Consider the following 11875-nt stretch of genomic DNA (forward strand, 5'->3'; position numbering starts at 1 on the left):
AAGCGCCGGCGCGTGACTGCGCCGGTGCGCAAAGACCGACTTCGAGGCGTTCGCCGACATGCAGCCAAGTTTTAGTCCAGCTCAAACGTCACCACGCGCAAACCTCGCCGGCTGGCTCTATGTCTCGCCGCTGGTCGTGGTTCTCGTGCCGTTCTTCGTGGCGCCGATCCTGGTCGTGCTCGCCGCGAGCTTCTTTGCGACCGATGGCTTTGGCGGGCTGACGCCGGGCTTCACGCTCGCAAGCTATGTCGAAGTCCTGCATTCGGCGCTGACGTTGAAGCTCTATCTGGCGACCATCAAGTTCACCGTGTTGACCTGGGTCTTCACGCTGATCATCGGTTTCTTCGTCGCCTATTTCCTGGTGTTCCACGTCCGCAACCAGCTGCTCGCGATCGGCCTGTTCCTGCTGTGCACCGTGCCGTTCTGGACCTCGAACATCATTCGCATGATCTCCTGGATTCCGCTTCTGGGCAAGGAGGGCCTGATCAATCAGGCGCTGCTGGGAACGGGCGTGATCCATCAACCGTTGGAAGTCCTGCTGTTCTCGGACCTCGCCGTCGTCATCGCCTATGTCCACCAGCTCACGATCTTCATGATCGTGCCGATCTTCAATTCCATGGCGCGGATCGACAAGAAGCTGATCGAGGCCGCGATCGACGCCGGCGCCAGCCGTTTCGACATCATGCGCCTCATCGTGGTGCCGATGTCCAAGAGCGGCATCGCGCTCGGCACCATCTTCGTGGTCTCGATCGTGATGGGCGACTTCTTCGTGGTGAAGGTGATGTCCGGCGGCGGCTCGGCCTCGGTGGTCAGCGCGTTCTACGAGGACGTCGGCGTGCTGCAATATCCGACCGCGGCCGCAAGCGCCGTGCTGCTGACGCTGGTGCTGGTCGCGATCGTCTCGCTGATCCTGCGCACGGTCGATATCAGGCAGGAGATCACGCGATGAGCGCTGTTCTTGCCGATGCGTCCAAGACCGATACGCCCAAGACGATCGTGCCCGCGACAACCAAGGCGATCGCGCCGAGCAAAGGCGGGCGGCCCTGGACGTTCTACGTGCTGGCGGCGCTGTTCACGCTCTACGTCGTCGCGCTCTACGGCCCGATGTTCTGCATCTATATCCTGTCCTTCCAGGACATCCGCGGCGGGCTCGTGTTCCCCATGAAGGGGCATTCGCTGCACTGGTTCGTCGATCTCTTCACCCAGGTCCGCACCGGCGACGTCAAAGGCTCGTTCGACCGCTCGATCAAGCTTGCGGTCATCGTGACTGTCATCACCGTGGTGGTGTCGTTCCTCGCGGGCCTCGGCTTCCGCAAGCGCTTTCGCGGCGACACTTTCGTTTTCTACATGATGATCGGCAGCCTGGTGGCGCCTGGCCTGGTGCTGGGTCTTGGTACCGGGCTTCTGTTCCAGGCGCTCGGGCTGAATGCGAGCTGGTACAGCTCCGCGCTCGGCGCGCAGCTATCCTGGACGCTGCCGTTCGGGGTGCTCGTGATGTTCGCGGTGATGTCGCGCTTCAACCACGTCTGGGAGGAGGCGGCCTACGATCTCGGTGCCAGCCGCTGGCAGTCGATCCGGCTGGTGATGATCCCGGTGCTGGCGCCCGGCCTCGTTGCGGTCGCGCTGTTCGGCTTCACACTGTCCTATGACGAGTTCGCGCGCAGCCTCCAGACCGCGGGCTCGTTGAACACGCTGCCGCTGGAGATCTGGAGCATGACGCTGAACGTCACCTCGCCCTCGCTCTACGCGCTCGGCACAGTCACCACCATCGTCTCGTTCGTCGTCATCGGCGCGAGCCTCGGCAGCATCGTGTTGATTCAGAAGAAGCGCGGCAGCAGCGCAAAGGGTTGAGCTGGGACATGAAGAGCGATCGTGGCGATATCGAACTGGCAGGCGTCTGCAAGAGCTTTGACGGCGTGACCAATGTGGTCGACGGCGTCAACCTCAAGATCGCGGACGGCGCCTATTGCTGCTTCATCGGCCCGTCCGGCTGCGGCAAGACCACGATCCTGCGCATGATTGCCGGCCACGAGGACCCGACCGCCGGCGAGATCGTCATCGGCGGGCAGAACGTCGTCGGGCTTGCGCCGGTGCAGCGCCGCACCGCGATGATGTTCCAGTCCTACGCGCTGTTTCCGCATCTGACGGTGCGCGAGAACATCGCCTTTGCACTCCGCGTGCGCGGCCAGTCCAAGGCCGATCGGCTTCGCGCGGCCGATGCCATGATCGAGAAGGTGAGGTTGACGCAATTCGCCGACCGACTGCCGGCGCAGCTGTCCGGCGGCCAGCAGCAGCGCGTGGCGCTGGCGCGCGCCGCGATCACCGAGCCCAGGGTGCTGCTGCTCGACGAGCCGCTGTCGGCGCTCGACGAGCAGCTGCGGGTGCAGATGCGCCAGGAGCTGCGGCGGATGCAGCAGGAGCTCGGCATCACCTTCATCCATGTCACCCACACCCAGCTCGAGGCAATTGCGTTGGCTGACCTCGTCGTGGTGATGGAGCAAGGCAAGATCAAGCAGGCAGGCGCGGCGCGCGATGTCTATGCCCATCCGCATGATCGCTACGTCGCCGAGTTCATGGGCGGGCAGAACGTGCTGTCCGGCCGCGTCGAGAAGGTCAATGGCGCGAGTTTTACCCTCGCGCAGGCGGCTCCCTCCGGCATCGAAGTGCCGCTTCAGGCGCGCGCGAATCTCAGCGTCGGCGACAAGGTCGACATCGCCGTCCGCCGCGACGATGTCGCCCTGGTCCGGCCGGGCAGGGACTTGCCGCCGGGCTACACGACCTCGCTGCCGAGCCGTGTGCTCGCGATCGAGTATCAAGGCTACTTCGTCAAGGTCATGCTCGACACCGTGCCTGACGAAGAGTTCGTGGCCTACGTGCCGGAAAAGACTTTCTTCGCAGATCCCTTCACCGTCGGCGATGTCGTGATGGCCACTTGGGCCACCGGCAGCGCGTTGCCTCTCGCCTGAAGACCCTTGCGCACAGGAGTATGACCGTGCAGATATCCTTTACCCTCAACGGCCGGCCAACCACTGTCGAGGCCGAACCGGCGACGCTCGTCGCAGAGCTGCTGCGCGAGCAGCTCCACCTCACGGGCACCCATATCGGCTGCGACACCAGCCAATGCGGCGCCTGCGTGGTGCATCTCGACGGTCTGCCGGTGAAGAGCTGCACGCTGCTGGCACCGGCACTTGACGGCGCGACGCTGCTTACCATCGAGGGCCTGCTAGGCGCACCCGGCTCTAACCAGATGCACCCGATGCAGGAGGCATTCCGCGAGCATCACGGCCTGCAATGCGGCTTCTGCACGCCGGGCATGCTGATGACCGCGATCGCACTCGCCGCCGAGAAGCCGGATCTGACCGAGGCCGATGTCCGCCACGGTCTCGAAGGCAACATCTGCCGCTGCACCGGCTACCAGAACATCGTCATTTCGGTGATGGCTGGCGCTGCCGCCATGAACGCCGCCAAGGGAGAGTGACCATGGGCAATGTGATCGGCATCGGCGCTGCACCGAAGCGCAAGGAAGATCAGCGCTTCCTCACGGGACGCGGCAACTACGTCTCCGACATCAAGCGCCCGGGCATGGCCGCCGGCGTGTTCGTCCGGTCTCCGCATGGCCATGCCGTGTTGCGCGGCATCGACAAGAGCGCGGCGCTGGCCTCGCCCGGCGTCATTGCCGTCCTGACCGGAGAAGACGCCGCAGCGGACAAGTTGGGCTCGCTGCCCTGCGGCTGGGGCATCTCGGACGCCAAGGGCGTCCCGATGAAGGAGCCGCCGTTCCCGATGCTGGCGCAGGGCAAGGTACGCTTCGTTGGCGACATGGTGGCCTTCGTCATCGCCGAGACGCCGGACCAGGCCGAGGCGGCGGCCGAGTTGCTGGCGGTCGATTACGAGGTGCTTCCTTCGGTCGTCAGCGTGCTCGAAGCCGTCCGGCCGGGCGCGCCACAATTGTTCGACGACGTCCCGAACAACATCTGCTGCGACTGGGAACTTGGCGACAAGGCCGCCGTCGAAGCCGCATTCAAGAAGGCTGCGCATGTCGCAAAGCTCAGCCTGGTCAATAACCGCCTGATCGGCAATCCGATGGAGCCGCGCGCGGCCATCGCCGAATACGAACCGGGCACCGATCGGTTCACGCTATGGACCACCAGCCAGTTTCCGCACGTCGTGCGCTTCCTGATGGGCGCGCTGGTGCTGAACATCCCGCAGCACAAGCTGCGCGTGGTCGCGCCCGATGTCGGTGGCGGCTTTGGCGTCAAGCAATTTCACTACGGCGAGGAGGCCGTGATCACCTGGGCCGCCAAGCGCGTGAAGCGGCCTGTGAAGTGGGTCGCGAGCCGCTCGGAAGGCTATGTCTCCGACCGCCACGGCCGCGACCACGTCACCGAGGCCGAGCTCGCGCTCGACGAGACCGGCAAGTTTCTGGCCTTCCGCGTCAACACGCTCGCCAACATGGGCGGCTATCTCTCGACCTTCGGGCCGAACATTCCGACCAATCTCTATGCGCCGCTGCTTGGCGGCGTGTACACGACGCCGGCGATCTACTGCAACGTGAAGGTCGTGTTCACCAACACCGTGCCGGTAGACGCCTATCGCGGCGCCGGCCGTCCCGAGGCCACCTTCGTGCTCGAGCGGATGGTCGACGTCGCAGCCAGCGAGATGGGCATCGACCGCGTCGAGATCCGCCGGCGCAACATGATCCCGAAGGAGGCCTATCCGTACCAGACGCCGGTGCTGGTGCAGTACGATTCCGGCGATCCCATGGGTTGCCTCGACGGTGCGCTGGTCGCGGCCGACGTCAAGAATTTCGGGATCCGCAAGGCGGCATCTGCCAGCAAGGGCAAGTTCCGCGGGCTCGGCTATTCCACCTATGTCGAGGCCTGCGGCCTTGCGCCGTCGCGTTTTGCCGGACGATTGGGGGCGCGCGGCGGCCTTTATGAAAGCGCCACGGTGCGCGTGCATCCGACCGGCCAGGTGACGGTCATGATCGGCACCCACAATCACGGCCAGGGCCACGAGACCACGTTCGCGCAGATCGTGTCGGAGAAGCTCGGCGTGTCCTTTGAGAATGTCGACATCGTGTTCGGCGACACAGATCGCGTGCAGTTCGGCATGGGCACGTATGGTTCGCGCTCGCTGGTGGTCGGCGGTGCCGCGTTGTCGAAGGCGACGGACAAGGTGATCGCGAAGGGCAAGAAGATCGCCGCCCATCTGCTCGAGGCGGCTGAAGTCGATATCCAGTTCGAGGCCGGAAACTTCTCGGTCGCGGGCACGGATCGCACGAAGTCGTTCGAGGAAATCGCGGGCGCCGCTTACGTGCCGCATAATTATCCGCTCGAGGTGTTGGAGCCGGGGCTTGAGGAGCAGGCCTATTACGATCCCGTCAACTTCACCTATCCCGGCGGGTGCCACATCGCCGAGGTCGAGGTCGATCCGGAAACCGGCACGGTGACGCTGGTCAACTACACGGCTGTCGATGACGTCGGCACGGTCATCAACCCGATGATCGTGGAAGGCCAGTTGCACGGCGGTATCGTGCAGGGTGTCGGCCAGGCGCTGTTCGAGAACGCGGTCTATGATGAGGGCTCCGGCCAGCTCCTGTCGGGTTCGCTGATGGACTATTGCATGCCGCGTGCGGACCACATGCCGATGATGAAGGTCGCGACCCACTCCACGCTGTGCACGCACACGCCGATGGGGGTGAAGGGCTGCGGCGAAGTCGGCACCATCGGCTCGCCCGCCGCCGTGATCAATGCGGTGGTGGATGCGCTGTCCCATCTCGGCGTCACCCATGTCGACATGCCGGCGACGCCGAACCGGATCTGGCGGCTGCTGCAGAATGCGTCGCTGCCGGTCGCCGCGGAATAGGGAGGACGACAATGAAACCATTTGCCTACCACCAGCCTGCCCGGATTCCCGATGCGGCCAAGCTGCTGACCTCGATCGAGGACAGCAAGCTTGTCGCGGGCGGGATGACGCTGATTCCGACGCTGAAGCAGCGGCTGGCCAATCCGCCGGCGCTGATCGACCTGTCGAAGCTCGGAAATCTCAAGGGTATTACCGACGACGGTGCTGCCATCACCATCGGCGCGATGACGCCGCATGCGGTGGTCGCGGCCTCGCAACTGCTGCAGGCCAAGCTCCCGGGGCTGGCGGCGCTGGCGTCGATGATCGGGGATCCCGCAGTGCGCAGCCGCGGCACTATCGGTGGCTCCGTTGCCAACAACGATCCGGCAGCGGACTATCCGGCCGGCGTGCTCGGACTTGGCGCGACGATCGTCACCAGCACGCGCGAGATCGCGGCGGACAAGTTCTTCCTCGGCCTGTTCGAGACCGCACTTCAGCCCGGCGAGATCATCACCGCGATCCGCTTTCCCGTGCCTCTCAAGGCGGGTTACGCGAAGTTCAAGGCACCGGCGTCGCGCTATGCGCTGGTCGGCGTGTTCGTTGCGAAATTCGCCGACGGCGTCCGCGTCGCCGTGACCGGTGCCGGGCCCGGTGTGTTCCGGGTGCCACCGATGGAAGAGGCGCTGTCGCAAAATTTCGATCCGTCCGCGATCGCGGCAATCAGGATCGACACCGACGGTCTCACCTCCGATATCCATGCCGAAGCCGACTACCGCGCACATCTCGTCACCGTGATGGCCAAGCGCGCCGTCGACGCGGCGCTCAGCTAGCTCCTTTAGGTTTGATGATGACTGATGGTTCCGGCCGAACGGCCTTCCCACCGGCGCCGACTGGCCTTGGCGCGCTCTCTGCAACAGAGATCATGGCCGGCTATCGGCGCAAGGCGTTCACCCCGCGCGATGTCATGGATGACACCATCGCCGCGCTGGAGACGGCGAACGAGACCTGCAATGCGGTGGTGACGCCGATGTACGAGCAGGCGAGGGCGGAAGCCGACCGGCTCACCAGGGAGATGCGTGCGGGCGAAGCCAAGGGGCCGCTCGCCGGCGTACCCGTCACGATCAAGGACCTCGTCTTCGTTGCGGGCGTGCCGGCCTATGCGGGCTCGCCGATGAACACGAGCTTTGTGCCCGAGGCCGATGCCGCCGTGGTGTCGTCCCTGAAGGCCGCCGGCGCGATCATCACCTGCAAGACCACGACCTGCGAATCCGGCTATAAGCTGACGGCCGACAGCCCGGTCACCGGCATCACGCGTAATCCCTGGAATCCCGGCCGTACCAGCGGAGGGTCGAGCGGAGGTGCGGCAGTAGGCGTGGCCGCTGGTTGCGGGCCGATCGCGATCGGCACCGACGGCGTCGGCTCGATCCGGGTGCCTTCCTCCTTTTGCGGCGTGTTCGGCCTGAAACCGACTTTCGGCCTCGTGCCGCGCTCGCCCGGCTTCTCGCCGCCATCCTGGGCCTCGCTCGCCCATACCGGGCCGATCACGCGCACGGTCGCAGACGCCGCGCTGACGCTGGAGGTCATCGCCGCTTACGATCTGCGCGATGCCGCAAGCCTTCCCGTGTCCGCACGTCGCTTCGATACGGATGCAGGGCGTCTGGATGGCATTCGTATCGGCGCCAGCGCAGATCTCGGCTACGCCGCCGTCAGCCCTGACGTGTGCGCGGCATTCGGCAAGGCGCTTGCCGTTCTCGATTCCTGCGGTGCGCAGGTCACCATGGACGGCCCGGGTCTCGACCCCGGCATTCTCCAGCACACCCTGAAGCCGATCGCCTTTACCGAACAGGCGGCGGCGGTTGCGAGCAAGTCCGCAACCGATCTTGCAAGCTCGGAGGCCGACTATCGCAATGTCATCGGTGCCGGACGGCGCTACAGTGGCACGGATTACATCGAGGCGAGTTACCGCCGCGGCCAGGTGCGCAATGCCTTCGTCAAGCTGTTCGAACGTGTCGATGTGCTGGTGACGCCGACGGTTGCTGTCACCGCATTCGAGGCCGGCCGGATCGGCGTCGACACCGTCGATGGCAGCAAGGTCGATCCGCATCTCGGCTGGTCGCCGTTCACCTGGCCGATCAATCTGGCAGGTCTGCCGGCGGCGACGCTGCCCTGCGGCTTCGATCGCGACGGCATGCCGATCGGCCTGCAGATCATCGCGCCCTGGCTCGACGAGCCCACGATCTTCCGTATCGCCGCGGCATTCGAGCAGGCGCAGCCCTGGGCAAAGTTCTGGCCGCAGCTCGCGTTACGCGAGGGGAGTGGAGGCCGCGCCAAGGGGTGAAGCGGCCATCCTAGAACAGTGCAGGTGTTTTGCCCGACGTGTCAGCTCGCTCAGGGTCGGTTCAGATTGTTAGACCTAGGTATTCCCTAAAATGACGCGCGAAAAACCCTTTGCAAACAAGGGCCGTCCTACTGTGCATGGGGTTGTTTTCGCACTTTTGGGGTCCTAGCCCAGCTCGATCGGTGCGCCGCGGCCGCTGAGCTCCTCGTCGAGGCGTAGATAATGCGCGAGATAGTCGTGTAGCGCAGTCGCCGCCTTTGAGGTCGCGCCGCTGGACTTGTAAAGCAGCAGCTCGATCTTAGGCAACGGCGGCAGTCCCTCGTTGGGTCCGATCTCGCGCATAGCCGGCACCAGCGCGCTGCGGCCGAGCACGGTCACCGCCATCCCGGCGAAGGCGGCCGCTTGTAGTCCGCCGACGCTTTCGCTGACGCAGGCGACGCGCCAGCGCAAATTTGCGCGTTCCAGCGTATCGATGGCGTAGTCGCGATAGATGTTGCCCGGCGGCAGCAGCGCGAGCGGGATCGGTCGCTCCTGATGTGCCGTGGACTGCTCGCCCGTCATCCACACCAGCTGCTCGCGCCGCACCACCTGGCCGCCGGTGAAATCGTTCATGCGGGTGACCAGCGCGATGTCGACATCGCCGCGCTTGACGAGGCCGACCAGCGGTGTCGACAGCGCGCAATTGAGCTCGACCTGCACGCGCGGAAATGATTTTTTGAACACGCTGAGGATCTGCGGCAGCATGAAGGCGGCATAGAGGTCCGGCGTGCCGAGCACGACCTGGCCTTCGATCTCCTGCGACGCCAGTTGCGAAATCAACTCATCATGCAACCTCAAGATAGATTTGGCGTAGGTGAGGACCATGGTGCCGTCGTCGGTCAAGATGAGCCTGCGGCCGCCATGCTCGAACAGTTGCTTGCCGGTGAGCTCCTCCAGCCGCTGCAATTGCAGCGTGATCGCCGGCTGGGTGCGGCCCAGCCGTCGGGCGGTCTCGGTGATGCTGCCGGTCTCGACCACCGAGATCAGCGACCGGAGCATGCGGATGTCGAGACTGATGAGGTTCATGCGGCGTCCATATCGCCTGCAATTTATGCAAAACCCATGCTAGCGCGTCCACCCTGAGGGATCGTGGCCCCAGCAACGTCACCTCCGCAACATGGCCTCGATCCGTTGGGCGGCGCCAAGCAGCGTGCGGTCCTGTCCGCGCCTGGCGATGATTTGCAGGCCGAACGGAAGGCCGCGCGGATCCGTTCCGCACGGAATCGAGATCGCCGGCAGGCGGGCATGATTGACGAAGGGAGTAAAGACGGCATGCCCCCGTGGGCTCGCGGGCTTTCCGCCGATCATGTCCGGCCCAAGCTGCGTCAGCGACCAAGCGACGCAGGGGACGGTTGGGGTCAGCAGCAAGTCCATTTCGGTGAGGAAGGCGGCGAAAGCACTGGCGACCGCGGCGCTCGCGACCAGAGCTCCAGCAACCTCGGCACCCGACCATGAGAGGCCGCGTTCGATCTGCCTAGCGACGTCGGGATCGAATATGGTCGGATCCTTGCGGAACGTGTCCCCATAGAGCGCAGCGAGACCTGCATGTTGGAGCGGCATGATGGCGTCTTCGGTCGCGCCCGTCGGCCAGACGGGATCGCGCTGCATGATGCGCAAGCCTGCCGCGGAAAGTCGGTCGACGGTGGAGGCGAGGCCATCCGCGACGATGTCGTCGACCGCGACGTCGAGCCCAAGACGGGGCGAGAATGCCATGCGCAAGCCGGCGATGTCTTCAGCCTGCGATGCGATGACGGCGGAATCCGGGTCGCGCGGATCGGCGCCGGCCATGGCCTCGAACGCCAATGCGATATCGGCCACGTCAGACGCGATCGGTGCGATCACGGAAAGACCGAAGAACGGCTCGGCAAAACCGGGCCCATAGGGGATCGCGCCGTAAGACGGCTTGAAGCCGGCGACGCCGACATGAGCCGGCGGCCTGCGGCTGGAGCCGCCGGCATCGGTGCCGATTGCGAGCGGCACGAGACCGGCTGCGACAGCAGCGGCAGGACCGCCGGACGAGCCGCCCGGTGTCAGCGCGCGGTCGAGCGGGTGGCGCGTGGGCCCGTAGAGCTGTGAGGTGGTGACGCCCTTGCAGGCGAATTCCGACGTCGCCCCGATGCCGACGACGACGGCGCCGGCCCTGCGCAACCGCTCGATCGCAATCGCATCTTCGGGCGCGACGAAATCGGCAAACAGGCGCGAGCCCTGCGTGACACGCCAGCCGGCGACCCAGATGTTGTCCTTGACGACGATGGGCACGCCCGCGAGCGGCAAGGTCTCTCCGGCGCGCAGGCGAGCGTCGACCGCCGCGGCATCGGCCAGCGTGCGCGCGGGGTCGATCGTGACCACGGCGTTCAGCGCCTTGGCGGCCTCGATGCGCGCGAGCGCGGCTTTGGCGGTCTCGACCGCGTTCGTTCGTCCGGCCGCCACATCGGCCGCGATCCCGCGCGCACTATTGACCTGTTTTGTCATGGCTTCCCCAGATCAACGCCAATGTGCCGCACAGCGCAAGGCAGGCCAGGGCGACGAAGGCCGCGCCGAGGCTGGCCGCGGCGTCCAGGATCGAGATCAGCGCCGGGGCAGCCAGCAGGCCCGCATAGGATGCGGTCAACACCGCGCCGGTGGCCTCGCCGATCCGATCCTGCGGGGCTAGGCGCGCGATCTCGGCGACGAAAACGCCGTTCCAGCCCGACGCGGTCAGGCCGAACAACGCGGCCATCGCGAATTGCCAAGTGCGTCCCAGCGATGCGCCCTCAAGGCCAAGCAGCGCGGCGCAGAAGGCCATGCCGAGGCCGATGACGACCAGAACGGCGCGTGAGGCGTTGAGCCGCATGGCGACAAAGCCCCAGCCGAGCCGGCCGACCAGGCCGCCGGCTTGCGCGCAGGCGAGCGCCATCCCGGCCTCGATATGGCTGAGGCCGAGTTCGCGGGTGCCGAGCGTGACGAAGACCGTGTTGAGCGACACCTGCATCGCGCTGAATGGCATCGAGGCCAGCGCCAGCATCGCGATGCGCCGGTCCGCGGTGACCAGCGCCAGCCGTGCGCGGAGATTGAGCTCCGGAAGAGGGGCCGCCTTGCCGGCATAGGCCGGCCGCAGCCGCTCGAACAGCAGGATCGCGAGCAGTGCACAGGCACCCACGGCTGCATAGCACCAGGCGGGTCCGAGCGAGATGGCAATGGCAGGCAGCGCCAGCGAGCCGCAGACGGCGCCAATCTGGTTGCCGGTCTGTCGCACCGAGAACACGAAGGCCCGCCGTTCGGCCGTCACGAGCCGCGACAGCAGCGCAGCGCTGGCCGGCGTCTCCGGCCCGAAGGCAAGGCCGAGACAGAGGCCCGCAGCGAGCAGCGCCGCCGTCGTGCCGAGCGAGGCCAGCGCCATGCTGACGACGATGGCCGCCGCGCAGAGGCTGGCGATCCGGAGCGAGCCCAGCCGCGCGATGAAACCGCCGCCCCAGAACGAGGCGGGGATGCCGACGGCGAACACCGCGCAGGAGAACATCGAGAGCTGCCAGACCTCGATATGGGCGCGCGGCGCGACCACGCCCGGCGCGAACAGCGCGAGCGCCACCAGGGCCTGGAGCGAGGTCATCGCCCCCAGGGCCGGCGGCAGCGCGGGCGCTGGTCGAACGGTACTGTTTGCGTCTACCATGC

Annotated in this window: 10 protein-coding genes; 7 read left to right on the plus strand and 3 right to left on the minus strand. The window is 65.9% G+C overall.

Going from position 1 to position 11875, the window contains the following annotated elements:
* The first annotated feature begins 58 nt into the window (after window positions 1-58).
* Genes CIT39_RS13380 through CIT39_RS13410 form a run of 7 tightly spaced genes read left to right on the plus strand, consistent with a single transcriptional unit; the run spans window position 59 to window position 8185 of the window.
* Entirely contained in the window at window positions 59-949 is an 891-nt protein-coding gene (locus tag CIT39_RS13380; protein WP_094974872.1) for an ABC transporter permease, read from the plus strand.
* Window positions 946-1851, plus strand: coding sequence for an ABC transporter permease (locus tag CIT39_RS13385; protein WP_094974871.1), 906 nt, complete (start codon window positions 946-948; stop codon window positions 1849-1851). The genes CIT39_RS13380 and CIT39_RS13385 overlap by 4 nt, the downstream gene beginning before the upstream one ends.
* Window positions 1852-1859: 8 nt before the next feature.
* Window positions 1860-2966, plus strand: coding sequence for an ABC transporter ATP-binding protein (locus tag CIT39_RS13390; protein WP_094975109.1), 1107 nt, complete (start codon window positions 1860-1862; stop codon window positions 2964-2966).
* A 20-nt stretch (window positions 2967-2986) separates the two neighbouring features.
* The gene (locus tag CIT39_RS13395; RefSeq protein ID WP_181955153.1) at window positions 2987-3478 is read left to right on the plus strand and encodes a (2Fe-2S)-binding protein; all 492 of its coding nucleotides are present in this window, start codon (window positions 2987-2989) and stop codon (window positions 3476-3478) included.
* Between the two features lie 2 nt (window positions 3479-3480).
* On the plus strand, window positions 3481-5868 hold the full coding sequence (locus CIT39_RS13400; protein WP_094974870.1) for a xanthine dehydrogenase family protein molybdopterin-binding subunit: 2388 nt from the start codon (window positions 3481-3483) through the stop codon (window positions 5866-5868).
* Window positions 5869-5879: 11 nt separating this feature from the next.
* Window positions 5880-6677 carry an FAD binding domain-containing protein gene (locus CIT39_RS13405; protein ID WP_094974869.1) on the plus strand — a complete coding sequence of 266 codons (798 nt, stop codon included), beginning with the start codon at window positions 5880-5882 and terminating at the stop codon, window positions 6675-6677.
* 17 nt (window positions 6678-6694) lie between these two features.
* Window positions 6695-8185, plus strand: coding sequence for an amidase (locus CIT39_RS13410; protein WP_094974868.1), 1491 nt, complete (start codon window positions 6695-6697; stop codon window positions 8183-8185).
* A 165-nt stretch (window positions 8186-8350) separates the two neighbouring features.
* On the opposite strand, the gene CIT39_RS13415 is transcribed toward CIT39_RS13410, so the two are convergent.
* The 3 genes from CIT39_RS13415 to CIT39_RS13425 all read right to left on the minus strand — a co-directional run bounded on the left by CIT39_RS13415 (window position 8351) and on the right by CIT39_RS13425 (window position 11873).
* On the minus strand, window positions 8351-9250 hold the full coding sequence (locus CIT39_RS13415) for a LysR substrate-binding domain-containing protein (RefSeq protein WP_094974867.1): 900 nt from the start codon (window positions 9248-9250) through the stop codon (window positions 8351-8353).
* A gap of 78 nt (window positions 9251-9328) precedes the next feature.
* Complete coding sequence (locus tag CIT39_RS13420; protein ID WP_094974866.1) at window positions 9329-10696, minus strand: amidase; 1368 nt, start codon at window positions 10694-10696, stop codon at window positions 9329-9331.
* Complete coding sequence (locus CIT39_RS13425; protein WP_094974865.1) at window positions 10677-11873, minus strand: MFS transporter; 1197 nt, start codon at window positions 11871-11873, stop codon at window positions 10677-10679. Before CIT39_RS13425 ends, CIT39_RS13420 begins: the two co-directional genes overlap by 20 nt.
* Window positions 11874-11875 lie beyond the last annotated feature (2 nt).

This window comes from Bradyrhizobium symbiodeficiens (genome assembly GCF_002266465.3).
Taxonomy (GTDB): domain Bacteria; phylum Pseudomonadota; class Alphaproteobacteria; order Rhizobiales; family Xanthobacteraceae; genus Bradyrhizobium; species Bradyrhizobium symbiodeficiens.

Bases quoted from the DNA above. Each gene is read 5' to 3' on its own strand.
- CIT39_RS13385 (WP_094974871.1), top strand. From the start codon at position 946: ATGAGCGCTGTTCTTGCCGATGCGTCCAAGACCGATACGCCCAAGACG.
- CIT39_RS13400 (WP_094974870.1), top strand. From the start codon at position 3,481: ATGGGCAATGTGATCGGCATCGGCGCTGCACCGAAGCGCAAGGAAGAT.
- CIT39_RS13410 (WP_094974868.1), top strand. From the start codon at position 6,695: ATGACTGATGGTTCCGGCCGAACGGCCTTCCCACCGGCGCCGACTGGC.
- CIT39_RS13425 (WP_094974865.1), bottom strand. From the start codon at position 11,873: ATGGTAGACGCAAACAGTACCGTTCGACCAGCGCCCGCGCTGCCGCCG.
- CIT39_RS13405 (WP_094974869.1), top strand. From the start codon at position 5,880: ATGAAACCATTTGCCTACCACCAGCCTGCCCGGATTCCCGATGCGGCC.
- CIT39_RS13415 (WP_094974867.1), bottom strand. From the start codon at position 9,250: ATGAACCTCATCAGTCTCGACATCCGCATGCTCCGGTCGCTGATCTCG.
- CIT39_RS13420 (WP_094974866.1), bottom strand. From the start codon at position 10,696: ATGACAAAACAGGTCAATAGTGCGCGCGGGATCGCGGCCGATGTGGCG.
- CIT39_RS13395 (WP_181955153.1), top strand. From the start codon at position 2,987: ATGACCGTGCAGATATCCTTTACCCTCAACGGCCGGCCAACCACTGTC.
- CIT39_RS13390 (WP_094975109.1), top strand. From the start codon at position 1,860: ATGAAGAGCGATCGTGGCGATATCGAACTGGCAGGCGTCTGCAAGAGC.
- CIT39_RS13380 (WP_094974872.1), top strand. From the start codon at position 59: ATGCAGCCAAGTTTTAGTCCAGCTCAAACGTCACCACGCGCAAACCTC.